Below are 24,678 nucleotides of genomic sequence, written 5' to 3' on the forward strand. Positions count from 1 at the left end.
ATTGGTTTAGACCTGTACGCGGACGAGGGCCTCGTCTCCCGCTCCTGTACGCCGACGGGCCCACGGCCCGAGAAGAACCGTGGGCCCGCCCGCGTACGGAAGGTGACGAGGGACGAAGGGCCACCCTGGGGCACGTGGCGCGGCCGCGACAGGTTCAGAGCGGCGAGCGCTCCAGCCCGGCCGGGACCGACGCATCGGAGTGCGGACTTCCCGGACCGCCCGGGACCGGACCGCCCGGGACCGGGCCGGTGGTCCCGGCACCGGCGGGCGCCGGGGCCGTGAGGACCGGGAGCATGAGTTCCACGGGCGCGTGGGTCGTCTCCCGCGGGTCCAGACCCGGCTCGGTGGGCACGACCCGCTCGAAGACCTCGTCCGGTCCGGTGCCCGAACTACTGCCCTCGGTGAGGAGATAGGCCTGGGCCTCGCCCACGTGGAAGTACATGCCGTGCAGTTGGAGCGTGCCGTCGGCCAGCCTGCGCGCCACCGCTTCGTGCGCCCGCAGATGGTCCAACTGCTGGACGACGTTGGTCAGGCAGAGCTGTTCGACGGCGTCGGACGGCAGCCGTCCCGCGATCCGGGCCCAGGAGTGGTCCCGTGAGGTCATCCTCGCCAGACTGGGCGCGCCGTGCCGGAGCCAGCGCCACAGTGGGGTGGTCTTGGGCGCGTCCGGTTCGGCACTGAGCAGGGCCTGCATGGCCCCGCAGCCCGAGTGTCCGCAGACCGTGATCGACTCGACCCTCAGCACGTCCACCGCGTACTCGATGGCGGCCGCCACGGAGTCGTCACCCGCGCCGTCGGCCCCCGGCGGGGGGACCAGGTTGCCGACATTGCGCACGGTGAAGAGGTCGCCCGGCCCGCTGGAAGTGATCATGCTGGTGACCAGCCGGGAGTCCGCGCAGGTCAGGAAGAGCTGCGAAGGGCGCTGCCCTTCACTGGCCAGCCGGGCGAGCTCCTCCCGGACCAGCGGTGCGGTGTTGCGCTGGAACGAACTCAGGCCGCTGAGCAGCCGGTGCGCCCCGGCGGGACGGGGCGTCCCCGCGCTCGCGCGCGGATCGTCCACGGGCCCGCCGGCTTCGGCGCTGAGGCGGTCCGCCGCGGTGGTGGGGCGGGTCGGACGGTCGTGGCAGTGGTGGTTGCGCCACGGTGTCCACGGGCGGCAGCAGGAATGCGCCGCCGACGCGGGCTCGGCGATGCGTCCGCCGGAACGTCCGGTGAAGACGACCCGGCCGCCCCGCGCGACCTGCGCGGTGCGCCAGTCCTGGATCGCCTCGTAGGCCGCGTGGTCCATGAAGAAGCCGTCCAGTTCGACGATCGCGTCGACGCCGTCGGGCAGTTGACCGAGCGTGCGGGTGAGTCGGGGGACGGCGAGAAAGGTCAACTGGCCGCGCACGATGACGAGATAGCGGTCGTCCTGTTCGGTGACGGCGATGCGGGTGCGGGCCAGCCGGTGGAGGGCGAGGAGCACCGCGACGGCGATTCCGAGGGCGACGCCGTTCAGGACACCGAAGACCACCACGCCCGCGAGCGTCGCCGCGTAGACCGGGAATTCGCGGTGCTTGTGGACGTTGCGGATGTGGGCGTAGCTCACCATCTGGATGCCCACCATCATCACCAGGGCCGCCAGGGCGGCCAAGGGGATTCGTTCGAGCACGGAAGCCAGCAGTGCGGCGGCCAGCAGCACCCAGACACCGTGCAGTACGGTGGCGGCCCGGCTGGTGGCCCCGGCTCGTACGTTCGCCGAACTGCGCACCGCGCCGCCGGAGATGGGCAGACCGCCGAGCAGGCCGGTCACCGTGTTGGTGATGCCCTGGCCCCGCAGCTCGCGGTCCAGGTCGGAGCGTGGGACGGGGGCGGCGGGGGCGGACTCCCGCGTGCTGCGGGCGGCGCGGTCGGCGGCGAGCTTGTCCACCGCCACCGAGGCGAGCAGGGATTCGAGGCTGCCCACCAGCATCACCGTGAACACGGCGGTGGCGAGCGCGAACACGGGACCTTCGGGCACCTCGGGGAGGGCGTGCGAACGCCACGAGGGGAGCTCCACCCGAGCGATGCCGGGCGTGGCGACCGCGGCCACGGCCGTTGCCACCGCCACGGAGGCGAGCGCGGCGGGGATTCGGCGCAGACCGCGTCCGGCTCTGCCCGGCAGCCTCGGCCAGGCGATCAGCAGGGCGATGGTCAGGGCCCCGATCAACGGGGCCGCCGGATTCAGCCTGCCCAACTGCTCGGGGAGGGCGATGGCGTTGTCCAGGGCGGAGGACTGCGGTGACCCTCCCAGCACGATGTGCAGCTGGGCGAGGGCGATGGCGACGCCGATGCCGGCCAGAGTGCCGTGAACGATCGCGGGACTGACCGCGAGGGCGCTGCGGGCCGCCCTGAGTGATCCCAGCAGGATCTGCAGCAGACCCGCGCCGATGGTGATCGCGCAGGTGGTGCGCCAGCCGTAGATCTGGATCAGCTCGGCGGTGACGACGGTGAGGCCCGCCGACGGGCCGCTGACCTGTAGCGGGGTGCCGCCGAGCAGTCCGGCGACGATGCCGCCGACGGCTGCCGAGACGAGGCCCGCCTGGAGCGGCGCGTCCATGGCGACGGCCAGTCCGAGCGACATCGGGACGGCGATGAGGAAAACCGTGAGGGAGGCCGAGATATCGGCTCCCGCGATGCGAAAACCGCGGCCGGGCGGCGGACTGTGCGGCCGCTTCGCGCGTGAGACGCGGCTGAAGCGGGTCTGGGCAGGTGTGGGGTCCTGACGTGAAGGGGCGTATGCAGACATGTTTCCCGTCTCCTCCGGGGCAGCGCGGTCGCGGGACGTGGGGTCGCGGCCGTGGGTCACGGCGTGCAGCGGCGGGATTTCTCAACTCTCAGTAAACGAATCGTAATGGAAAGTAAAGATTTGCGGTTCGCATAACGGGCAAATGGATGACGAGATCACCCGAAGTGGTGAATAAGCAGCTTTTCATTCGGCCTGTCGTCAGGGCTCGGTGGAGCGGCATGTGAGTGTGGCCGCGCCGTAACGGCACATTCCACGCAAATTACCCACAAGGGAGAGGTGGGCGGATGATCGCCGCCACGAAGAGGCTCGCTCTGGGGATCTTGGCCTCGGCGCTCGTCGCCGGCCTGGCAGCCTGCTCGCCGGGTTCTGGAGCGGCAAGCCCGGGTGCGGAGCGGAACGAGTCCGTGAAGAAGGAGAACGCGCGGGGTAACGCCCCCGGAGCGGCCCCTGCCAACGCGGTCAAGCTCATTGGTGACGGTTCCACCGCCTTCACCGGTGCTCAGCCGAAGATTCCCGCAGCGACCCGACTCGCCCCCGGTCAGAAGCCTCCACAGTTCGTGGTGTTCTCCTGGGACGGCGCTGGTGAGGACAGCCAGCGGCTCTTCTCGCACTTCCGAGGCGTGGCCAAGAAGTACAACGCCACCATGACGTACTTCTTGAGCGGCGTGTACCTGCTGCCGAAGGAGAAGAAGAGCCTCTACGACCCGCCGCAGCACTCCGCGGGCCGCTCCGACATCGGGTTCAACGACACCGAGGGGATCCGCGACACCCTCACCGAGGTCCGCGCCGCCTGGAAGGACGGCAACGAGATCGGAACCCACTTCAACGGACACTTCTGCGGTGCGGACGGCGGCGTCGGCACCTGGTCCGTCGACGAGTGGAAGAGCGAGATCGCCCAGGCCAAGGCGTTCGTGAAGGGCTGGAAGACGAACGCTCCGGCGCTCAAGGCCGAAGCGCCGCTCCCCTTCGACTACGACAAGGAACTCATCGGCGCCCGCACCCCCTGCCTGGAAGGGCAGAAGAACATGGTCGCCGCCGCCCGGACCATGGGCTTCCGTTACGACTCCAGCGGCGTCAACGACCAGGTGTGGCCCAAGAAGAAGGACGGCGTCTGGGACCTGTCGCTCCAGCTCGTTCCCATGCCGGGGCGCGATTTCGAAACCCTGTCCATGGACTACAACTTCATGGTCAACCAGTCCGGGACGACCACCCAGGGCGACCCGTCCCAGCACGAAGCCTGGGGCGACCAGATGCGCGACGGTCTCCTCCAGGCGTTCGACCGCTCCTACGACGGCAACCGGGCGCCGCTGATCATCGGCAACCACTTCGAGTCGTGGAACGGCGGCACCTACATGCGGGCCATCGAGGAGACGATGGCCCGCGTCTGCACCAGGGCCGAGGTCCGCTGCGTGTCCTTCCGCCAGCTCGCCGACTGGCTCGACGCCCAGGATCCGGCGTCGCTCGCCAAGTTCGGCACGCTCGGGGTGGGCGAGGCCCCGAAGGGCGGCTGGCAGGCGCTCGCCGCCGCACCGGTCAAGCCCGCCGCGTCCGGTGGACCTGCCGTTCCGGCCGACGGGACGGCGCCCGGCAAGGCGTCGGACGGAGCCGCGGACACGGCGGACGCCGCCGGCAAGGACGATGAGGACGACAAGAGCGGCGACGCGTCCGCCCGGGCACACGTCGCCCACGGTCCCGCCCGCCACTGACCGGTCGCCCGCACCACGTTGACCGGCCCCTCCCCGCCGGTTCCGTACCGGGGCGGCGTCCGCTGCCTGCCGCGGGCCTGCGACGGGGTGTCGGTGCGGAGCAACGTCGGGCACGCGCGTCCGGACTCCGGACGCGCGTGCCCGATGCGGGTCCCGGGCGCGCGACGGTCACACGGAAGCGGTGGCGCTCGTTCCGGCGTGCCGGTCGTGCAGCACGAACGACGGGTCGACCTGGGCGGCGAGGTCGACGCCCGTCTTGTCGTTCCCCCAGCTCTCCGCGTTCTTGAGGTGGAAGTGAACCATCTGGCGCGTGTACCGCTCCGGGTCCCTCAGGGCGTACGAGTCCTCCGCGGCGTCCTGGAGGGACTGGAGCGCCATCCGGTTGTCCGCCTCCAGCAGTTCGAACGGGGCCGGACGGCCCTTCTCCATCGCCCGCACCCAGTCGGAGTGCCCGATTCCCACCAGTAGGTCGTCACCCACCTCGGCGCGCAGGAAGTCCAGGTCGTCCTGGCCCTGCACCTTGTTGCCCACCACGCGCAGGGTCACGCCGAAGTCGCGGGCGTACTCCTTGTACTGGCGGTACACCGACACCCCCTTGCGGGTGGGCTCGGCCACCAGGAAGGTCATGTCGAAACGGGTGAACATGCCGGAGGCGAACGAGTCCGAGCCGGCCGTCATGTCGACCACCACGAACTCGTCCGGTCCGTCGACCAGGTGGTTCAGGCAGAGCTCGACCGCTCCGACCTTGGAGTGGTAGCAGGCCACCCCGAGGTCGGACTCGGCGAACGGACCGGTGGCCATCAGCCGCACTTCGCCGTCGTCGAGCGGCACCGGGCGGGCGCACGCCGTGTAGACGGGGTTCTCCTCGCGCACCCGCAGGAGCCGTGACCCCTCGCCGGGAGGGGTCGTCTTGATCATCGACTCCGCGGAGGCGATGCGCGGGTTGCTGCCGCGCAGGTACTCCTTGATCAGCGGCAACTGCGCGCCCATCGCCGGCAGTGCCGCGGCTTCCTTCTCGTCGAGGCCCAGGGCGGCGCCCAGGTGCTGGTTGATGTCGGCGTCCACCGCGATGACATCGGCTTCATTGGCTGCGAGGTGGCGGATGAAGAGCGACGACAGCGTGGTCTTGCCGCTGCCGCCCTTCCCCACGAAAGCGATCTTCATGTTCACCTAGGGTAGCCGCTCCATCGCGGTCCGTCGCCGAGCTTCGTGAAGAAGGCCACTCGGGGGTGGCGTTGGTGTATGGGGCGCGTAGCCTCGCTACTTATGAGTACGACTGCCCCGGACCCGCTCGCGGCCCTCGCTGATCTGCCCGGCGTGACCGATTCCGTCGACTCCGTCCGCAAGGCCGTGGACCGGGTCTACGGGCACCGCGTCATGCGCCGCCGGAGCAACGAGGTGACGGCGGAGGCTGCCCTGCGCGGGGCTCGCGGATCGGCCGCGCTCTCCGGCGCCGACTGGAATCTGGAAGAGGTGCGCCGCCGTACCGACTTCAGCGCGGACGCCGAAGGACGGATCGTCGGCGCGGCTCTCCGGCTCACCGCCGAAGCGGGTCAACTTCTCTCCATCTGGCGGCAGTCGCCGCAGCGAGTCCTGGCGCGGCTGCACCTGGTGGCTGCCGGCGGGGCGGCTCCCGACGACGCGGTGGGCCGCCCGCGGGTGGCGGGCGAGCCGGTCGACGAGCCGCTCGTCGAGGCTCCGCTGCCGGGGGCGGACGAGGTGGCCGGACGGCTCGAAGGGCTTTCCCGGCTGATCGTGGCCGGCAGTTCGGCCCCGGCGCTGGTGGTCTCGGCGATCGTGCACGGTGAGCTTCTGGCCCTTCGCCCCTTCGGCTCGCACAACGGACTGGTGGCCCGGACCGCCGAACGCATCGTACTCATCGGGAGCGGCCTGGATCCGAAGTCGATCTGCCCGGCCGAGGTGGGCCACGGCGAGCAGGGCCGTGCGGCCTACGTGGCGGCGTTCGACGGCTACCTCTCGGGGACCCCGGAGGGGATGGCGGCGTGGATCGCGCACTGCGGCCGGTCGGTGGAACTCGGAGTGCGCGAGTCGACAGCCGTCTGTGAGGCGCTGCAGCGCGGGGCGGCGTAGGGGCTCTGCCGGGCCCCTGGCGGGAGGGCGGAAAGCGACGAGGGCGAAAAGCTTCGCGGGCGGAAAGGGTTGCGGCGGTACCGGAACCGGTACCGCCGCTGGCATGTTCACCGCATTACCAAGCGTCCTCGATGGTTGCCCATCAGGGCGGGTTCTTTGCCCGGGCCCTGGTGCGGCTGGCCCGTAATCGACGGGTCGACGTCGCGTGGGTATCCGGTGTCCATGCGCGGTCCGTGGGGCCGTACTGCGTGAAAGGTGATCCTCGCGGATGTCCCTGGTCTCGCGGGCCGTTGACTCCTTTGTACTCCCGCCCGCCGGTGAGTGAAAGCCCGGCCGCCATTCTTTACTTTTGCTTTCAATCAGGGATGGGTCGGGCACCGGAGGGCTGGGTGCTGGCCTCGGACGGCTGAGTCAGACGGTCGCCGGTCCGGGCACGGTACGACGTCGGCTCGCGTACCAGACGAGTCCCGCGGTGACCGCCGCCGCTCCCACCGCTGCTGCCGCGACCAGGGTGGGACGGGCGGACAGGGAGAAGGCGGGGAGGCGCTGCTTGAGGCGGACCGGACGGTTGAAGGTCAGAACGGGCCACTCGCGCAGCGTCGCCTCACGCCTGAGCGCGCGGTCGGGGTTGACGGCGTGCGGGTGGCCGACCGACTCCAGCATGGGGATGTCGGTCACCGAGTCGCTGTACGCGTAACAGCGGGACAGGTCGTACCCCTCGGACTCGGCGAGAGCCCTGACCGCCTCCGCCTTGGTGGGGCCGTAGGCGTAGTACTCGATGTCTCCGGTGAAGCACCCGTCTTCTCCGACGACCATCCGAGTGGCCACGACGCGGTCGGCCCCGAGCATCTCCCCGATCGGCTCGACCACTTCCGCGCCGGAGGTGGAGACGATGACGACGTCGCGCCCGGCCGTGTGGTGCTCCTCGATGAGGGTGGCGGCCTCGTCGTAGATGATCGGGTCGATCAACTCGTGCAGGGTCTCGGCGACGATCTCCTTGACCTGCTGGACGTTCCAGCCCTTGCAGAGCGCCGACAGGTAGGCGCGCATCCGCTCCATCTGGTCGTGATCGGCTCCGCCGGCGAGGAAGACGAACTGGGTGTACGCGGTGCGCAGTACGGCGCGGCGGTTGATCAGTCCGCCTTGGTAGAAGGACTTGCTGAAGGTCAGTGTCGAAGACTTCGCAATGACCGTCTTGTCCAGGTCGAAGAAGGCCGCGGTGCGCGGGGAGAAGTGGTTTTCCACAATGCCGAGCATAGGGGCCCGCCATTCGGCTCAAACGCCGGTGTCGCGGGTTTGCTCCTGAAGGGGCTTGGGTACACCATGGAAGTCACGGATCGTTCGCGACCGTGCTAACCCGGTCGACTCCACCCCCCCCGAGTCGGCTGTGGGGACGACCCCCGCTCTCCCCCCCGGCGGGGGTCGCCGCATGTCCGGACGGACTTTTTCCCGGATTCGCACGCTTTCCCCCTTCGTTGCCCGGCCGATGAGCCGGTTCCTCGGCGCACTGTGCTCACGCTCGCACGTCACTGTGCGTAGTGGAACGAGTGTGGGGATAAGTCCCCGTTTCGAGTGACGGAGATATGCACAAAGCCGGGGTTGTCCACAGTTCTCGTTCAAGATCCACATCTTTTCCCAGCACGTTGCACGGTGATCCGGCCTGCGAAGAACGCGGGACCCGGAATCGCGCCTCTCGGAAACCCTCCGAGGCGGTGGCGAGCCGCCGGGGTACGGCTGTGGAAGGGGTGGTGGCGGTGGACGTATCGCTCGCGGGACGGGGGACGGCATCCGCGTCGTTGCGCGGGGGCGGGCCGCTGATCGTGACGGAGGACGTGGAACTGCTCGACGATCTGCTCCGGTTGTGCGCCGCGGCGGGCACGGAGCCGGAGGTCCACCACCGTCCGCCCGAGCGCAGAGGAGCCTGGGAACTCGCACCCCTGGTCCTGGTGGGGGACGACGCCGTGGCCCGGTGCCTCGGGACCGCTCGCCGGCGCGGCGTGATGCTCGTCGGACGGACCTACGACGATCCCGACGTCTGGAGACGCGCGGTCGAGATCGGAGCCGAGTACGTGCTCCGGCTGCCCGATGCCGAGGGCTGGTTGGCCGACCGGATCGCCACCGCCGCCGAAGGCGCGGAACGACCCGCGCTGACGATCGGAGTGATCGGGGGCAGCGGCGGAGCCGGAGCGTCCACCCTCGCCTGCGCATTGGCGCTTTCCGCAGCCGCGTCGGACCGGCGCACCACGCTCATCGATGCGGACTGCCTCGGCGGCGGCATCGACGTGCTGCTCGGGGGAGAGCACGTCGGGGGCAGCAAGTGGCCCGCCTTCGCCCGGTCCAGAGGCCGTCTCGACGCGAGGGCCCTGGCGGAATCGCTGCCCGTCCTGCGCGGTGTCCACGTCCTCAGCTGGGGGCGCGACGACGACGTGGTGATCCCGCCGCAGGCTGCCCGAGCGGTGCTGGCAGCCGCGAGGAGGGGCGGGGGCGCCGTGGTCGTGGATCTGCCCCGGCGGACGGACGGCGGACTCTTGGAGATGCTGGCCCAATTGGACCTCTGCCTGCTGGTGGTACCAGGGGAGCTGAGGTCCGTCGCGGCCGCCAAGCGGGTCGCCGCCCTGGCCGGGGCGGCCGTGGACGACGTACGGGTCGCCGTCAGAGGACCGTTCTCCGCAGGCCTCGACGCGGCCTGGGTGGCGCGGAGCCTGGGACTCCCGCTCGTCGGCGAAGTGCCCCCGGAGCCAGGGCTGCCCGACGTGTTCGGTGAGCGGCACGCGGCCAAGGCGCGTCCGCACGGACCGCTCGCCCGCTTCTGCGAAGCCTTCTGGGACCGTGCGACGGCCGACGCCGACGCTCTCCTTCCCGGGGACGTCTCGTGACCGAGGCGCTCCTGGACGCCGTGCGGCAGCGGTTGGCGCGCAGCGGGCAGGTTCCCACGCCGGCCGGCGTCGCGGCGGCTCTGCGGGCACAGGGGCGGCTGTTGGGTGACGTCGAAGTGCTGGGCGCCGCGGAGGAGTTGCGCGGGGAGCTGGTCGGCAGCGGGCCGTTGGAGCCATTGCTCGCCGATCCCGCGGTGACCGATGTGCTGGTGTCGGCCCCCGACCGGGTGTGGGTGGACCGGGGCGGCGGGCTGGAACTGACCGGAGTCCTCTTCGCCGACGCCGCCGCGGTGCGCAGGCTGGCGCAGCGGCTGGCGGCGGTGGCGGGACGACGCCTGGACGACGCCCGCCCGTGGGTCGACGCCCGGTTGCCCGACGGAACCCGCATGCACGCGGTGCTCCCGCCCGTCGCGGTCGGCTGTACCTGCCTCTCGCTCCGCGTCGTGCGCCCGAGGGCGTTCACCCTGGCCGAACTCGTCGCCGCGGGCACCGTGCCCCCGGACGGGGACCGTTTGCTCCGGGCGCTGGTGGAAGCCCGCGTGTCCTACCTCGTCAGCGGTGGCACGGGGGCGGGCAAGACGACGCTGCTCTCCAGCATGCTCGGAACCGTCGGGGCCGGGGAGCGGATCGTGCTGGCCGAGGACTCGGCCGAGCTCCGCCCCGACCATCCGCACGTGGTTCGCCTGGAATCGCGTCCGGCCAATCAGGAGGGAGCGGGCCGGGTGACCCTGCGCGATCTGGTGCGCCAGGCGCTGCGCATGCGGCCGGACCGACTGGTGGTCGGAGAGGTTCGAGGGGCCGAGGTGTCGGAGTTGCTCGCCGCTCTCAACACGGGACACGAAGGAGGCTGTGGCACCGTCCACGCCAACGCCGCAGGTCATGTCCCGGCGCGCCTGGAAGCTCTGGGGACCGCTGCGGGGCTGGACCGGATCGCGGTGCACAGCCAGTTGGCGGCCGCCCTCTCGGTGGTGATCCATCTGATCAGAACCAGTTCCGGGCATCGCCGGGTCGCCGAAGTGCACGTCCTCGAACGTGACACCGAAGCGATCGTGCACACGGTGCCCGCCCTGCTGTGGGGCGCCGGTGGATTCCTGCGCGGGCCGGGCTGGCCGCGACTCGCCTCGCTGCTCGGGGGTGGGCGATGACCGCGACAGGGGCGGTGTCGGTGACCCAGGCAGTCTGTGCCGGGCTCGCGGGCTGGCTGGCCTGCCTGCCGGACCCCGGCGCGCGACGTGTGCGCGCGCTGTTCGCCGATGCCACCCGGGCGCGGCAAGCTGCCCGCCCGGCAGCGGCTCTGGCCGGGGGGATCGCGTTCCTCCGGCCACGGACGGAGCTGCTGTGCCTGCCGGCGGGTGCGGCGGTCGCCGCACTGGGCCACTCCGTACTCCCCCTGCTGGCCGGAATCGCCGCCGTCCCCGTGGTGCGCCGACGCCTGCGAGCACGAGCCGGGCGCAAGGAGAGCGAGCGGACCGCGGACTCGGTGGCAGCGCTCTGCGGGGCGGTGGTGGCCGAGCTCCGGGCCGGACGGGAGCCGGGACAAGCCCTGCTGGCGGCGGAAGAGGACGTCGGCGCGCTCGGCGGGGTGGGTGAACCGGTGCTTGCGGCCGCCCGGTTCGGGGGCGACGTGGCGAGCGCACTCCGGACGGCGTCGGCGCAGCGGCCGGGCCTCGTCGCACTTGTCGGCGTGGCCGCCTGCTGGCGAGTTTCCGCCGACAGCGGTGCGGGACTGGCCACGGGCTTGGACCGGATCGAACAGTCACTGCGTGCGGAACGCCGTCGCCGGGAGGCGCTGCGCGCCCAGTTGGCGGGTGCCTGGTCGACCGTCACAGTGCTGGCCCTGCTGCCCGCGGCGGGCCTCGGCCTGGGGGCCGCACTGGGGGCCGACCCCCTGCACGTCCTGCTCCACAGCCCGGTGGGTTTGGTCTGTCTGGCGGTCGGAGCACTGCTGGAGGTGACCGGGATCCTCTGGGCGGGCCGGATCGTCAGGGGAGGCGAATCGGAATGAGTTCGTTGGACACGAGCCTGTTCGACAGAGCCTCCTCGTACGCTCCGGCGGCCTGGGTAGCGCTCGGGAGCCTGGGCTGGCTGATGTTCTCCGCCGCCGCGGAACGACGTGACCGGATCGCGCGACGGCGCGGCGAGAGGCTGCTGGCCGCGAGCGGCGCGGACGGCACTTCACCGCCGAGAGCTGCGACGCGGCGGCTGACCGGCCTCTTGGAGGGGGCCGGGAAGCCGGTCGGCCGGACGCTCATGGTCCGGGGCGGCCCACCGGGTGCCGCGCTGGCCGGCTGGGTGCTCGTGGGCGGAGTCGTCGGCATGGCCCTGGGCGCCGCCGCCGGGTACGCCGTCTGGAGATGGCAGCGACGAGGACATGGACGCCCGTCGGACGGCGTGGCTCGCGATGTGGCGGCGTCCCGGCAGCTCCCTCTCGCCGCCGATCTGCTGGCCGCCTGCATCGCGGCGGGCGCCGGTCCGAGGGAGGCGGCGGAGGCCGTCGGTGAGTCCCTGGGCGGTCCCCTCGGCGAACGCCTCGCCGGTGTCGCGGTGGAGATCAGGCTCGGTGCCGAACCCTCCCGTGCCTGGGGCCGGCTCGCGGAGATACCGGGAGCGGCCCCGCTGGCCCGGTGTCTCGAACGGGCCGGGACCACCGGCGCGCCCGCGGCCGAGGCGGTGTCCAGGCTGGCGGACATGGTGCGTGCCGAACGTGCCGACGTCGCAGTGGCGCGCGCCCAGCGAGCGGGGGTGCTGATCACGGCACCGGTCGGCCTCTGTTTCCTGCCCGCCTTCCTGGCGGTCGGGGTGGCCCCGGTCGTCGTCGGACTCGCCACGGGGCTGCTGGCCTCGCGCTGACGGCCGCTCACCCCGGCCGGCCGTCACCATGCGGCGCGGGCCGCCGACACCCTGCCCATCCTCAGCACGGCGCGGCCGTCAACGCCCTGCCGGCCGTCAGCCCCCTCCCGGACATCAGCACGCGGACGCCGTCGGCGTATCCGCTACCGCGCCGCCTCCGCACCCCTTTTCCAGACCACCCTTCCGCACCACCTTTCCGCACCACCTTTCCGCATCACCGATGGGAGATCGTCATGAGCAGGAACGTACGAGGACGGGCACTGAACACCGCAGGCTCGGCTCGGAGGACACAGGCTGTGCCCATCGTGAGCGGCAATCCGCCCGTCGTGTCCGGGAATCTGCCCGCCGGGCGGCAGACGCTACCGGTGCGTCGTCGGTCCGTCCGGCTGCCATCGGGGTGGTCGGCCAGGATCCGTGGTTCGGACCGGGGGATGACCACGTCCGAGTACGCGGTGGGAACGATCGCTGCCTGCGCGTTCGCGGCGGTGCTCTACAAGGTGGTCACGAGTCCCGCGGTCCAGGCCGCCTTGCAGTCGCTGATCAAGGACGCTCTCGGTGCCGCGGCCTGATCCGGACGTGCGGCACGGAGTCGAGCGGCCGGGAAGGACAGCCTGCCGTGGCGGTGGTCGTCGTGCCGGCCGCCGAGGGCCGCGTGACCCGGCCGGTGACCGGGGCTCGGTCACCGCGGAAGCAGCGCTGGTCCTTCCGGTACTGGCGCTGTTCGCCCTGGCACTCCTGTGGGCCCTGATGGCCGCGGCGGACCAGATCCGCTGTGTGGACGCGGCGCGGGCCGGGGCGAGGGCGGCTGCGCGGTCGGAGCCGGCCTCGGAGGTGGCCCGGGTGGCGAACTCCGTGGCGCCACGAGGTGCTGATGTCGATGTGACGAGAGAGGGAGAGCTGTGGAGAGTGCGGGTGCGGACGCCGGCTCCCGGACCGGGGGCCCTGGTCCTGACCCTGCGGGCCGAGGCGGCGGCGCTGGCCGAGGACACGGTCGGAGCGGCTCCGTGACGGGGGAACCGCACGCGCGGGCCGTGAGCGGCCGTCCGGCAGCCGGGGCCGCGGGCCACGACCGGGGAGCGGCCACGGTGTGGGTGGCGGTGGCCATGGCCACGCTGTGCGCGGTGTTCGCGGTGGTGCTCGCACTGGGCCAGGCGGTGGGTGCACGGCACCGGGCCGGAGGTGCGGCCGACCTGGCCGCTCTCGCCGCCGCCGACCGGGCCCTGTGGGGGGCCGAGGATGCCTGCGCGGCGGCACGGCGGGTGGCTGAGGCCCAGAGCGCCTCGGTGGTGCGCTGCTCGGTCCGGGGAGAGATCGCCGACGTGACGGCGCGCGCAGCCTTCGGACCCTACGAGCCTGCGGTCAGATCGCGGGCCGGTCCGGCCGACGCGCCCGGAGCCGGCCGGACGGGCTGATCCCGCCGGGCGTGCTGATCCTGCCGGACGGGCGGATCCGGCCCGCCGGGCTGACCTCGCCGGAGACTGCCGGCCCAACCCTGCCGCCCGACCGCGCCGGCCCGACCGCGCCGGCCCGACCCTGCCCCGATGGGCTGACTCTGCCGGGCGGCCGGGGGGTTCAGCCCACCTGGGGGGCCGGATCCGGGGCGGTCCTGAGGAGCTCGGTCAGCAGCCGCACCGCGCCGCGCTTGTGCAGGGGTTCGTTCCCGTTGCCGCACTTCGGGGACTGGATGCAGGACGGGCAGCCCGCCTCGCACTCGCAGGAGGCGATCGCCTGGCGGGTCGCCGCCAGCCACTCCCGTGCGGTGTGGAAGGCACGTTCGGCGAAGCCCGCCCCGCCGGGGTGCCCGTCGTAGACGAAGACGGTCGGCAGGAGGGTGTCGGGGTGCAGCGGAACGGACACGCCGCCGATGTCCCAGCGGTCACAGGTGGCGAACAGCGGCAGCATCCCGATCGAGGCGTGCTCGGCCGCGTGAAGGGCACCGCCGAGGATCTCCGGATTGATCCGGGCGGCGTCGAGCTGGTCCTCGGTGACCGTCCACCACACGGCACGGGTGCGCAGCGTACGGGGTGGCAGGTCCAGCTTGGTCTCGCCCATCACCTCACCGGTGATCACGCGTCTGCGAAGGAAGGAGACGACCTGGTTGGTGACCTCGACGGAGCCGTAACAGAGCCGGCCGTCCCCCCAGGGGATCTCCGTGTCCGTCTCCAGGACGGTGATGGCGGTGGTGTCACGGGCGGTGGTCGAGTACGGCGGGCTCGCCTCCTCGACCAGTGCGACGGAGTCCGTCAGATCGAGGCTCCGCACCAGATAGGTGCGGCCCTGGTGCAGGTGCACGGCTCCCTCGTGGACGGAGGTGTGCGCGGCCTCCGCGTCCACCGTGCCCAGCAGCCTGCCGGTGCCCTCCTCCACGATCTGGACGGGGTTGCCGCCCTCGCCCCGGATGTCGGCGAGGTCCGCCGCCCGTTCCCGCCGGGTCCAGTGCCAGCCCGTGGGACGACGGCGCAGGAGCTTGGCCGCTTCGAGCTGGGGCAGCAGGCCGGGTGCCGCCGGGCCGAACAGTTCGATGTCCGTGTCCGTGAGGGGCAGCTCCGATGCGGCGGCGCACAGGTGCGGGGTGAGCACGTACGGGTTGTCGGGGTCGAGAACGGTGGATTCCACTGGCTGTTCGAACAGTGCTTCCGGGTGATGGACCAGGAACGTGTCCAGCGGATCGTCGCGTGCCACCAGCACGGCGAGCGCGCCCTCGCCGGACCGGCCGGCACGACCCGCCTGCTGCCACAGGGAGGCGCGGGTGCCGGGATAACCGGCGATGACGACGGCGTCGAGCCCCGACACGTCGATGCCGAGTTCGAGAGCCGTCGTCGCCGCGAGGCCCAGGAGCTCGCCCGAGTGCAGGGCGCGCTCCAGCGCGCGCCGCTCCTCGGGGAGGTACCCGCCCCGGTAGGCGGCCACCCGGGCCGGAAGCGAGCGGTCCACCTCGCCGAGACGCTCCTTGGCGATCACCGAGATGAGCTCGGCGCCGCGCCGGGACCGCACGAAGGCCACGGATCGGACGCCCTGGAGCGTCAGATCGGTCAGCAGGTCGGCCGTCTCGGCGGTCGCGGTACGGCGTACGGGGGCGCCCTTCTCGCCGTGCAGGTCGGTGAGTGGGGGCTCCCACAGGGCGAAGACCAGTTCGCCGCGCGGCGAGGCGTCGTCGGCGACCTCCGTCACGGGCAGGCCCGTCAGCTTTCCCGCGGCGACCGAGGGATCGGCGGACGTGGCGGAGGCGAGGAGGAAGACGGGATCGGAGCCGTAACGGGCGCAGAGACGGCGCAGACGGCGCAGGACCTGGGCGACGTGGGAGCCGAAGACACCCCGGTAGGTGTGGCACTCGTCGATCACGACGAACTTCAGGGCGCGAAGGAAGGAGGACCACCGGGGGTGGGACGGCAGGATGCCCCGGTGCAGCATGTCGGGATTGGTCAGCACGTAGTTGGCGTACTGGCGTACCCACTCGCGTTCCTCGACGGGGGTGTCCCCGTCGTACACGGCGGGCCGGACCGCGGACCCCAGGGGAGCGGACAGCGTACGGACCGAACGCCGTTGGTCTGCCGCCAGGGCTTTGGTGGGCGCCAGGTACAGCGCGGTGGCCCCCCGGCCGTTCGGCGCCTCGGACCCGTCCAGGAGCGTGCTGAGGACCGGCATCAGGTAGGCCAGCGACTTGCCGGACGCTGTTCCGGTGGCGATGACCACGGATTCGCCGTCCAGCGCGAGATCGGCGGCGGCCGTCTGATGGGCCCACGGATGGCCGATCCCGGACTGCTGAATCGCGGCGATCACTTCTGGTCGGATGCGATCCGGCCAGATGGCATGGGTTCCCGGCCGCGGGGGCAGGTGCTCCGTATGAGTGATGCGCGCGGCCCGGCCCGCCCCTGCGGCGAGCCGGTGCAGGATCATGGTGGGAGAGGGGCGGGAGCCCTCGCTCTCGGCGGTTCCGTCGGGACGGTGATTCTTGGCCATCGGCACCGAGTGTGTCACTGGCGTGACGGACAATGGTCCCAAGGCGTCGTGCATGGCTGCTGGTAAGTGATTGAATGCCATCGCGGCTGGCGATCCGTCCCCTGGCTCCGTCGGGGAGACCGAGGGGCGACCGCTCGATAGCAAGGTGCTGGAGGATCCGTGGACCTGTCCCTGTCGACTCGCAATGTGCCCGGCCCTGGAGGCGACCGTACGGTCGTCGAGGTCGGTGGCGAGATTGATGTGTATACCGCGCCCAAGCTGCGCGAGCAGTTGGTCGAGTTGGTGAATGACGGCAGCTACCACCTGGTTGTCGACATGGAAGGCGTCGACTTCCTCGACTCCACCGGCCTCGGCGTGCTCGTCGGTGGCTTGAAGCGTGTCCGTGCCCATGAGGGTTCGCTGCGTCTGGTCTGCAACCAGGAGCGCATTCTCAAGATCTTCCGGATCACGGGCCTGACCAAGGTGTTCCCCATTCACACCACGGTCGAGGAGGCCGTCGCCGCCACCGATTGACCTCGGTGACGCGGGCCGGCCGATGGTCGGTCCGCGGGCGATGGGCAGCCCGACGACGGCAGTGAGTGGGCCGTGTCAGCGGACGGCCGGCCTCCGGGTCGGCTGTCGGCTTCGTCGGGCCTCTGGGCTTTCCCGGAGGAACTGGAGAACGGGGGCTTGGGCGCCAGGCCCGCCCCCTGCAAAGCACGCCCGAACGTTCGAGGGGGATCCGTATGGCCACCGTTGAACTCCGCTTCAGCGCACAGCCTGAACATGTCAGGACGGCTCGCCTTGTGGCGGCCGCCGTGGCGCGCCGGGCCGGTGTGGACGAGGCGGTGCTCGACGAGGTCAGGCTTGCCGTGGGCGAGGCGTGCAGCCGTGCGGTCGGGTTGCACCGCACGCACGGTATCGACGCCCCCATCGCCGTCGAGCTGATCGAGGACGAGAAGTCCTTCTCCATCGAGGTCACCGACGAGGCGCCGGGCCACGGCACCGGTGTTCCGGGAGCACGCCGCGCCGCGCCGGGCTTCGGTGGACCGGACGAGCCCGAGACGGACGCCGACGGTGAGGACGACATGAGTCTCGCCGTCATCAGCGGTCTCGTGGACGACATGGAGGTCCGGTCCGGGGTGGGCGGCGGAGTCATCCGTATGTCCTGGCCGACCGTGCACGCCACGCTGCTCCCGTAGGACGTTTTCGCCGATCCGGATGGTGGCCCAGCTCTCCGGGCTCTGCCTTTTCTGCGGTCGCCCTCTGTCCGACCGCTCTCCCGGTCGGCGCGCCGAAACCGTTCTGCTCGCTCGGGCACCTATGGCGGGCAGCCGGAAACATCCCTTTCCCGGGAGCCGCAGGGCACCCGGTCATCACTCATCTGCGCCGGTAGCCGACGGGCTCGGGACGGAGGCGGCCCGGCCCTTGTTCTCCGCGGTAGACCCCGCCGCACGCCCAGTGCACCCCGCCGCAGTCCTCGCGTGCCCGCGTACCCGCCGCACACTTCCGCGTGCGCTCTGTCGCGGACCCCGCGGCCGCGGAACCCGCACGCGGGCTCGGGCGGTCTCCGGGTCCCTGCCTCCGGTTCTCGGTGCGTCCCTGCCTCGGGCTCGCGGTGCGCGCGCCGGTTCGGTTCACCGCCGCTCCGTCAGATCCACGCGCTCCGGGATCGCCTGACGTCCAGTCCACTCGTCGGTGCCACGGACCCGCCTGGATCGAGTGATCTTTCCCTCCCCCTCCGTGGAGTGTCCGGAGGGGGAGGGTGAGGTGTATCTCCCCGGATTCCCTTGGTGCAAATGGTTACAAAAATACATACACCGGTCGGCGGCCACCCGGATGTCGCCCGTACGGCGTGTAAGTTCCGGGGCCGAGAGCCTTGGAAGGGACCAAACCGGTGAACAAGAAGTTTGCGGCCGCGCTGTCCGGCGGCGCGGTGCTCGTACTGACGCTGGCGGGTTGCAGCGACGACAGTGACGACAAGGTCAACGACTGGGCCAAGGAGGTCTGCGACCAGGTTCAGCCCCAGCTGCAGAAGATCGCGAACGCCAACGCCGCGATCCAGCAGCAGACCGCGGACAACAGCAAGCCCGCCGACGTGCAGAAGACGGACTCGGCGGCCTTCCAGCAGATCTCGCAGGCGTACAAGGCGCTCGGAACGGCCGTCGACAAGGCGGGGCCGCCGCCCGTGGACAACGGTGAGACCACGCAGAAGGAGGCGGTGAAGGAGCTCAACGCCTCCTCCGCCGCTTACGCGAATCTCAAGACCAAGGTCGACGAACTCAACACGAAGGACCAGTCCGAGTTCGCGGACGGCCTCAAGGGCATCGCGGACGAGCTGAACAAGATCAGCACCAGCGGCGACGAGGCCCTCAACAAGCTGCAGTCCGGCGAGGTCGGTTCGGCCATGGCGAAGCAGAAGGGCTGCCAGAAGCCCACGGCCTCGACGTCTCCGAGCGGCAACGCCGCACCCTCGGCGAGCGCGGCGGCCTGATCCTCGCGGCCCGCGCCGGAAGGGGCGGGCCCGGGGGTCCATGCCCATCCGCGTCACAGGCTGGCCCGCATGCCGCCGCCGGTGGGCCGCGCCGGTACGGGGCCCGCTGCGTCGGCGTCCGCCCGCCCGGGCCCGATGCCGGGTCGCTGCCGTTGTCGGTGGAAGCGGTGACAATGGACGGGTGAGTGAGACGAGCCCTTCCGCGACCCGCCTGCCCGTGCCCGACCGAGTTCCCGAGCTTCGCTCGGCGCTGCTCGCCGCGGCCTTCACCGCCGACGGGCTCCTCGACCTGCTCGGCGCGCCCGCCTACGCCGCGCTCGCCCGCGCGGAGACCGTGCCCGCGTTGCGTGCCACGCGCGGCGACACGCCCCTCGCCACGCTGGTGCGGCTCTTCCTCCTCCAGCAGTCGGTGCCGGTGGATCGTGCGGGTGCGGTGCTTCCCGTCGACGCGTGCCTCACGGACGGCTGGCTCCGCCGGGACGGGGGGAACGCGGTGCGGGCGAGGGTCGACGTACGGCCGTACGGCGGCCCCGACGGCGAGGACTGGTACATCGTCTCGGACCTCGGATGCGCGGTCGGCGGGGCCGGCGGGATTGGATCGCACGAGGAGGGGGTGGTCCTCGGCGTCGGCGGAGCGTCCACGACCCTCGCGGGTATCACCGTCCGCAGGCCCGTGGAGTCGGCGCTCGACCTCGGTACGGGCTCCGGCATCCAGGCCCTGCACGCCGCCCAGCACGCCACCCGCGTCACCGCCACGGACCTCAACCCCCGCGCGCTGGACTTCACCCGTCTCACCCTCGCGCTCTCCGGTGCCGCACCCGCCGACCTGAGGGAAGGGTCGCTCTTCGAGCCGCTGGGGGACGAGACCTTCGACCTGATCGTCTCCAACCCCCCGTTCGTGATCTCGCCCGGCGCCCGGCTCACCTACCGCGACGGAGGCATGGGGGGCGACGACCTCTGCCGGACCCTGGTCCAGCGGGCGGGCGACCATCTGAACGACGGCGGGTACGCCCAGTTCCTCGCCAACTGGCAGCACGTGGAGGGGGAGGAGTGGCAGGAACGGCTGCGTGGCTGGGTGCCTGAGGGCTGCGACGCCTGGATCGTGCAGCGCGAGGTCCAGGACATCACGCAGTACGCGGAGTTGTGGCTCAGGGACGGAGGTGACCACCGTACGGACCCCGACGCCTACGCCGCCCGCTACGAGGCATGGCTCGACGAGTTCGAGGCGCGTAAGACGACCGCAGTCGGCTTCGGCTGGATCACCTTGCGCAAGTCCGCCGCTGCCGCGGCCGGCCGTCCGTCGGTGGTGATCGAGGAGTGGCCGCACGCGGTCGAGCAGCCCCTCGGGCCCTCCGTGGAAGCCCACTTCGCCCGCCAGGACTTCCTGCGCGAGCAGGACGACGCGGACCTGTTGGCGGGCCGGTTCGTGCTGGCCGCCGAGGTCGTGCAGGAGCAGGTGGGGATGCCGGGCGCGGAGGACCCCGAACATGTGGTGCTCCGTCAGAACCGCGGCATGCGAAGGGCGACGAAGGTCGACTCCGTCGGTGCCGGTTTCGCCGGCGTGTGCGACGGGTCGCTGCCCGCGGGCCGGATCCTGGACGCCATCGCCCAGTTGATGGGTGAGGACCCCGTTCTGCTGCGGGACCGCACCCCGCAGGCGATCCGCCTCCTGGTGGAGGAGGGCTTCCTGGAGCCGTACCTGGTGGAGACCGCGACCGAGCTCTGAGAGACGGGTAGGCAGGGCCCGGCCCAGGAACGGGCAGCCGCAGTTGCCGTGCACCGACCCGGAACGGAATCCGCCTGCGGAAGGGCCCCGCGGGCGATTCCGGCACTGCGAGTCCCGGCCGGAATCTGTACCTGGCCGGCTCGGCACAGGCTCGACACCGACTCGGTGCGCCGACCCTGCCAAGCCCGCGACGGCCCCGCCCGGTCGGGTCCGCCCCGCCCGGCCCGGTTCCGCCCCGCCCCGTTCCGCCTGGCCCGGTTTCGCTCATGGCGGCGGCGCTCGCCCGCTCGCGACGGCCCCGCTGACGCCCGCCCGCGCCTGCGCTCGCCCTGCGCCCCCCGCCCCGCCGCACCCCGCTGGACATCGCCCGCCGGACACCGCCCGCCGGGTAGGCCCCCTTAGCTTCCGACCGCATGCTCCGTGGATCTCGTCGTACGGCTCCGCATGGCGCCCCATGCGACCTGCCACCTGCGCATACGCTGCTCCCCTCTCCCTCCACTCCCGCCGTTCACCCCTCGCCGTGCGCCTTGCCGCGGCTGCCCCGACAGCGCACAGGGACGGCTGTTCATCCGGGGTTCGCCGGCAGGTCGTCCCGAGGTGGCAGCCTCCCCCACGGCTGGAATCCAGCCTTGTACGCCCGCCCCGGAGCCCCTGGGCGGAGCCGGTGCACAAGGCCCGGAGCGCGGCGGGCCGGCGGAGCGGGAGGGTGCGAGCCATGGAAAGTGGACCTGCGGTCTTCGCCGGTGCGGTCTTCGTGCTCTTCGGCGTCGCTCTCCTGATCTGGACGGGGGCGCGCGTGCAGCATCGCGCGCCGGTCGCGCACGGGGTGAGCCCCCGGGCCTCCACCGCACTCGCCACGATCTTCGGCGTACTTTTCCTCGCCCTCGGCGTGTGGGTCTTCATCCGTATCTGACGCGCTCGGCGGCACCCTCGCGCCGCCCCGCCCGCACGGTGATCGCACCGGCGTACCCGGCGGACCCAGGGGGAACACGCCCGGCGCCAGCCCCTCTCCCCAGGGGTGCCGCGCGGTGGCCCGAAACACGTGGGCGGCCGCCCGGTAGACGGGGACAAAGCCGGTCCGGGCGGCAGGAATGCCGGGAGTCGGGTTACCGTTCGAGTGGCCGTTGCGGGCTTTTGCCGTTTGACACGGGGGCGGGTTGTACCGTCACACTCCGCAGCGACAGCACCGGACAGCATGGTCAGGATGCTGTCTGGATGCCCACCGAGTGCCGACTGGAGAGAAGAGCGAAGTTGTCCCCGACCAGCGAGACCGCACAGGGCGGCCGCCGACTCGTCATCGTCGAGTCGCCTGCCAAGGCGAAGACGATCAAGGGCTATCTCGGCCCCGGATACGTCGTCGAGGCGAGCGTCGGGCACATCCGCGACCTCCCCAACGGCGCGGCCGAGGTGCCGGACGAGTACACCGGCGAGGTCCGGCGGCTCGGCGTCGACGTGGAACACGACTTCCAGCCGATCTACGTCGTCAACGCCGACAAGAAGGCCCAGGTCAGGAAGCTCAAGCAGCTCCTGGCCGAGTCCGACGAACTCTTCCTCGCCACCGATGAGGACCGCGAGGGCGAAGCCATCGCGTGGCACCTGCAGGAAGTTCTCAAGCCCAAGGTCCCGGTCCACCGGATGGTCTTCCACGAGATCACCAAGGACGCGATCCGGGCCGCCGTCGCCAATCCGCGCGAGCTGAACCAGCGCATGGTCGACGCCCAGGAGACCCGCCGCATCCTCGACCGCCTCTACGGCTACGAGGTCTCGCCGGTCCTGTGGAAGAAGGTCATGCCGAAGCTCTCGGCGGGCCGTGTCCAGTCCGTCGCGACCCGTCTCGTCGTCGAGCGGGAGCGCGAGCGCATCGCCTTCCGCTCCGCGTCCTACTGGGACCTGACCGGGACGTTCGGCACCGGACGCACCGGCGACGCGTCCGACCCCTCGACGCTCACCGCCCGGCTCAGCGCGGTCGACGGCCGCCGGGTCGCCCAGGGCCGTGACTTCGGTTCGGACGGGCAGCTGAAGGCGGGCTCCGGCCAGGTCATGCACCTGGACGAGGAGAACGCCCGGACGCTGGCCGCCGCTCTCGCCGACACCTCCTTCGCGGTGCGCTCGGTCGAGTCGAAGCCGTACCGCCGCTCCCCGTACGCGCCCTTCCGGACGACGACGCTCCAGCAGGAGGCGAGCCGCAAGCTCGGGTTCGGCGCCAAGGCCACCATGCAGGTCGCGCAGAAGCTGTACGAGAACGGCTTCATCACCTACATGCGTACCGACTCCACCACGCTCTCGGACACCGCCGTATCGGCGGCCCGCGCGCAGGTCACGCAGTTGTACGGGGCCAATTACCTGCCCGAGAAGCCGCGTACCTACGCCGCCAAGGTCAAGAACGCCCAGGAGGCGCACGAGGCGATCCGCCCCTCGGGCGACCGTTTCCGCACGCCCGCCGAGACCGGGCTGACCGGCGACCAGTTCCGCCTGTACGAACTCATCTGGAAGCGGACCGTCGCCTCCCAGATGAAGGACGCGGTCGGCAACTCGGTCACCGTCAAGATCAACGGCAGGGCGGCCGACGGCCGGGAGGCCGAGTTCTCGGCGTCCGGCAAGACGATCACCTTCCACGGCTTCATGAAGGCGTACGTCGAGGGCGCGGACGACCCGAACGCCGAGCTGGACGACCGTGAGCGCAGGCTGCCGCAGGTCGCCGAGGGCGACGCGCTGTCCGCCGAGGAGATCACCGCGGACGGCCACTCCACCAAGCCGCCGGCCCGTTACACCGAGGCGTCGCTGGTCAAGGAGCTCGAAGAGCGCGAGATCGGCCGCCCGTCGACGTACGCCTCGATCATCGGGACCATCCTCGACCGCGGGTACGTCTTCAAGAAGGGCACGGCGCTCGTCCCGTCGTTCCTCTCCTTCGCCGTGGTCAACCTGCTGGAGAAGCACTTCGGCCGGCTCGTCGACTACGACTTCACCGCCCGCATGGAGGACGACCTCGACCGCATCGCGCGGGGCGAGGCCCAGTCCGTGCCGTGGCTGAAGCGCTTCTACTTCGGCTCCGGCGACGGTTCCACCGGCGCCGGCGAGGCCTCCGCCGCGGGCAACGGCGACGGCGACCACCTCGGTGGTCTCAAGGAGCTCGTCACCGACCTCGGCGCCATCGACGCCCGCGAGATCTCCTCGTTCCCGGTCGGCAACGACATCAAGCTGCGGGTCGGCCGGTACGGCCCGTACATCGAGCGGGGCGAGAAGGACGCGGAGAACCACCAGCGTCACGACGTCCCCGACGACCTGGCGCCCGACGAGCTGAGCGTGGAGTACGCGGAGGAGCTGCTGGCCAAGCCGAGCGGCGACTACGAGCTCGGCACCGACCCCGAGACCGGCCACGAGATCGTCGCGAAGGACGGCCGGTACGGCCCGTACGTCACCGAGGTGCTGCCCGAGGGCACGCCGAAGACGGGGAAGAACGCCGTGAAGCCGCGGACCGCCTCGCTCTTCAAATCGATGTCCCTCGACACGGTGACGCTGGCCGACGCCCTCAAGCTGATGTCGCTGCCCCGCGTGGTCGGCCAGGACGCCGAGGGCGTCGAGATCACCGCGCAGAACGGCCGCTACGGCCCGTACCTCAAGAAGGGGACGGACTCGCGGTCGCTCACCTCGGAGGATCAGCTCTTCGACATCACGCTCGACGAGGCCCTGGCGATCTACGCCCAGCCGAAGCAGCGCGGCCGGGCCGCGGCCAAGCCGCCGCTGAAGGAACTGGGCACCGACCCGGTCAGCGGTTCCCCCGTGGTGGTGAAGGACGGCCGCTTCGGCGCGTACGTCACCGACGGCGAGACCAACGCGACGCTGCGGACCGACGACAGCGTCGAGGACATCACGCCCGAGCGCGGCTACGAGCTGCTCGCGGAGAAGCGTGCCAAGGGGCCCGCCAAGAAGAAGACGGCGAAGAAGGCTCCGGCGAAGAAGACGACCACCGCCAAGAAGACCGCCGCGAAGACGACGACCGCCAAGAAGACCGCGGCCAAGACGACGACGGCGAAGAAGGCCGTCGCCAAGAAGGCTCCGGCGAAGAAGACGACGACGGCGAAGAAGGCCTCGGCGTCCTCGTCCTCCTCGGCCGCGGGTTCCGCCGCCCAGGAAGACTGAGCCGCAGGCCGGGGGCGTGCCCCCGGCCGTGCCGCGACTCCACGGGAAGCGCCTCCCGCGGACCGCACCCGCCGCCGCCCGTCGCCACG

General features: G+C 71.5%; 18 protein-coding genes and 1 pseudogene. 15 read left to right on the top strand and 4 right to left on the bottom strand.

The genetic code is table 11. The features are described from left to right. Positions 1 to 154: 154 nt before the first annotated feature. Positions 155 to 2,767: a bifunctional SulP family inorganic anion transporter/carbonic anhydrase gene (locus Q0994_RS06505; protein ID WP_299530229.1), complete on the bottom strand. Its 2,613-nt coding sequence runs from the start codon at positions 2,765 to 2,767 to the stop codon at positions 155 to 157. A gap of 284 nt (positions 2,768 to 3,051) precedes the next feature. On the opposite strand from Q0994_RS06505, the gene Q0994_RS06510 reads away from it, so the two are divergent. Continuing rightward, entirely contained in the window at positions 3,052 to 4,473 is a 1,422-nt protein-coding gene (locus Q0994_RS06510; protein WP_299530231.1) for a hypothetical protein, read from the top strand. A gap of 168 nt (positions 4,474 to 4,641) precedes the next feature. Here the strand turns inward: Q0994_RS06510 and Q0994_RS06515 are convergent, their stop codons facing one another. Continuing rightward, positions 4,642 to 5,637 (bottom strand): ATP-binding protein, encoded by a 996-nt coding sequence (locus tag Q0994_RS06515; RefSeq protein WP_299530233.1) that lies wholly within the window; start codon positions 5,635 to 5,637, stop codon positions 4,642 to 4,644. Positions 5,638 to 5,739: 102 nt separating this feature from the next. On the opposite strand from Q0994_RS06515, the gene Q0994_RS06520 reads away from it, so the two are divergent. Beyond that, positions 5,740 to 6,564, top strand: a complete 825-nt coding sequence (locus Q0994_RS06520) for an oxidoreductase (protein WP_299530235.1) — start codon at positions 5,740 to 5,742, stop codon at positions 6,562 to 6,564. Between the two features lie 411 nt (positions 6,565 to 6,975). On the opposite strand, the gene Q0994_RS06525 is transcribed toward Q0994_RS06520, so the two are convergent. Further along, on the bottom strand, positions 6,976 to 7,821 hold the full coding sequence (locus Q0994_RS06525) for an HAD family phosphatase (RefSeq protein ID WP_299530238.1): 846 nt from the start codon (positions 7,819 to 7,821) through the stop codon (positions 6,976 to 6,978). A gap of 497 nt (positions 7,822 to 8,318) precedes the next feature. On the opposite strand from Q0994_RS06525, the gene ssd reads away from it, so the two are divergent. The 7 genes and pseudogenes from ssd to Q0994_RS06560 all read left to right on the top strand — a co-directional run bounded on the left by ssd (position 8,319) and on the right by Q0994_RS06560 (position 13,702). Then, positions 8,319 to 9,440 carry a septum site-determining protein Ssd gene (gene ssd, locus Q0994_RS06530; RefSeq protein ID WP_299530240.1) on the top strand — a complete coding sequence of 374 codons (1,122 nt, stop codon included), beginning with the start codon at positions 8,319 to 8,321 and terminating at the stop codon, positions 9,438 to 9,440. After that, positions 9,437 to 10,585 carry a TadA family conjugal transfer-associated ATPase gene (locus Q0994_RS06535; protein ID WP_299530242.1) on the top strand — a complete coding sequence of 383 codons (1,149 nt, stop codon included), beginning with the start codon at positions 9,437 to 9,439 and terminating at the stop codon, positions 10,583 to 10,585. The genes ssd and Q0994_RS06535 overlap by 4 nt, the downstream gene beginning before the upstream one ends. Further along, complete coding sequence (locus Q0994_RS06540; protein WP_299530244.1) at positions 10,582 to 11,445, top strand: type II secretion system F family protein; 864 nt, start codon at positions 10,582 to 10,584, stop codon at positions 11,443 to 11,445. The genes Q0994_RS06535 and Q0994_RS06540 overlap by 4 nt, the downstream gene beginning before the upstream one ends. Next, on the top strand, positions 11,442 to 12,290 hold the full coding sequence (locus Q0994_RS06545) for a type II secretion system F family protein (protein ID WP_299530246.1): 849 nt from the start codon (positions 11,442 to 11,444) through the stop codon (positions 12,288 to 12,290). Before Q0994_RS06540 ends, Q0994_RS06545 begins: the two co-directional genes overlap by 4 nt. A gap of 365 nt (positions 12,291 to 12,655) precedes the next feature. Next, complete coding sequence (locus Q0994_RS06550; RefSeq protein WP_299530333.1) at positions 12,656 to 12,859, top strand: DUF4244 domain-containing protein; 204 nt, start codon at positions 12,656 to 12,658, stop codon at positions 12,857 to 12,859. Between the two features lie 94 nt (positions 12,860 to 12,953). Continuing rightward, positions 12,954 to 13,298 (top strand): annotated as a pseudogene (locus Q0994_RS06555) (TadE family type IV pilus minor pilin); the annotation flags it as partial. A 95-nt stretch (positions 13,299 to 13,393) separates the two neighbouring features. Then, the gene (locus tag Q0994_RS06560) at positions 13,394 to 13,702 is read left to right on the top strand and encodes an Rv3654c family TadE-like protein (protein WP_299530335.1); all 309 of its coding nucleotides are present in this window, start codon (positions 13,394 to 13,396) and stop codon (positions 13,700 to 13,702) included. A 160-nt stretch (positions 13,703 to 13,862) separates the two neighbouring features. On the opposite strand, the gene Q0994_RS06565 is transcribed toward Q0994_RS06560, so the two are convergent. Beyond that, entirely contained in the window at positions 13,863 to 16,331 is a 2,469-nt protein-coding gene (locus Q0994_RS06565; protein ID WP_299530248.1) for a DEAD/DEAH box helicase, read from the bottom strand. A gap of 78 nt (positions 16,332 to 16,409) precedes the next feature. On the opposite strand from Q0994_RS06565, the gene bldG reads away from it, so the two are divergent. From bldG to topA, 6 genes are all read left to right on the top strand, one after another. After that, positions 16,410 to 16,763, top strand: coding sequence for an anti-sigma factor antagonist BldG (bldG, locus tag Q0994_RS06570; protein WP_299530250.1), 354 nt, complete (start codon positions 16,410 to 16,412; stop codon positions 16,761 to 16,763). Positions 16,764 to 16,975: 212 nt separating this feature from the next. After that, complete coding sequence (locus Q0994_RS06575; protein WP_299530252.1) at positions 16,976 to 17,431, top strand: ATP-binding protein; 456 nt, start codon at positions 16,976 to 16,978, stop codon at positions 17,429 to 17,431. 695 nt (positions 17,432 to 18,126) lie between these two features. Further along, a complete protein-coding gene (locus tag Q0994_RS06580; RefSeq protein WP_299530254.1) occupies positions 18,127 to 18,723 on the top strand; it encodes a small secreted protein in 597 nt (198 codons plus the stop codon). A gap of 181 nt (positions 18,724 to 18,904) precedes the next feature. After that, positions 18,905 to 20,449 (top strand): methyltransferase, encoded by a 1,545-nt coding sequence (locus Q0994_RS06585; RefSeq protein WP_299530256.1) that lies wholly within the window; start codon positions 18,905 to 18,907, stop codon positions 20,447 to 20,449. Positions 20,450 to 21,164: 715 nt separating this feature from the next. Continuing rightward, on the top strand, positions 21,165 to 21,362 hold the full coding sequence (locus tag Q0994_RS06590; protein WP_299530258.1) for a hypothetical protein: 198 nt from the start codon (positions 21,165 to 21,167) through the stop codon (positions 21,360 to 21,362). A 338-nt stretch (positions 21,363 to 21,700) separates the two neighbouring features. Continuing rightward, positions 21,701 to 24,589: a type I DNA topoisomerase gene (gene topA, locus Q0994_RS06595; RefSeq protein WP_299530260.1), complete on the top strand. Its 2,889-nt coding sequence runs from the start codon at positions 21,701 to 21,703 to the stop codon at positions 24,587 to 24,589. Positions 24,590 to 24,678: the final 89 nt, after the last annotated feature.

The sequence above is a fragment of the uncultured Streptomyces sp. genome, from assembly GCF_947488945.1.
Classification (GTDB): Bacteria; Actinomycetota; Actinomycetes; order Streptomycetales; family Streptomycetaceae; genus Streptomyces.

Excerpts from the sequence above, each read along its gene's own strand:
- Q0994_RS06505 (WP_299530229.1), bottom strand. The coding sequence starts at position 2,767 with ATGTCTGCATACGCCCCTTCACGTCAGGACCCCACACCTGCCCAGACC.
- Q0994_RS06510 (WP_299530231.1), top strand. The coding sequence starts at position 3,052 with ATGATCGCCGCCACGAAGAGGCTCGCTCTGGGGATCTTGGCCTCGGCG.
- Q0994_RS06515 (WP_299530233.1), bottom strand. The coding sequence starts at position 5,637 with ATGAAGATCGCTTTCGTGGGGAAGGGCGGCAGCGGCAAGACCACGCTG.
- Q0994_RS06520 (WP_299530235.1), top strand. The coding sequence starts at position 5,740 with ATGAGTACGACTGCCCCGGACCCGCTCGCGGCCCTCGCTGATCTGCCC.
- Q0994_RS06525 (WP_299530238.1), bottom strand. The coding sequence starts at position 7,821 with ATGCTCGGCATTGTGGAAAACCACTTCTCCCCGCGCACCGCGGCCTTC.
- Q0994_RS06540 (WP_299530244.1), top strand. The coding sequence starts at position 10,582 with ATGACCGCGACAGGGGCGGTGTCGGTGACCCAGGCAGTCTGTGCCGGG.
- Q0994_RS06545 (WP_299530246.1), top strand. The coding sequence starts at position 11,442 with ATGAGTTCGTTGGACACGAGCCTGTTCGACAGAGCCTCCTCGTACGCT.
- Q0994_RS06560 (WP_299530335.1), top strand. The coding sequence starts at position 13,394 with ATGGCCACGCTGTGCGCGGTGTTCGCGGTGGTGCTCGCACTGGGCCAG.
- Q0994_RS06565 (WP_299530248.1), bottom strand. The coding sequence starts at position 16,331 with ATGGCATTCAATCACTTACCAGCAGCCATGCACGACGCCTTGGGACCA.
- Q0994_RS06575 (WP_299530252.1), top strand. The coding sequence starts at position 16,976 with ATGGCCACCGTTGAACTCCGCTTCAGCGCACAGCCTGAACATGTCAGG.
- Q0994_RS06590 (WP_299530258.1), top strand. The coding sequence starts at position 21,165 with ATGGAAAGTGGACCTGCGGTCTTCGCCGGTGCGGTCTTCGTGCTCTTC.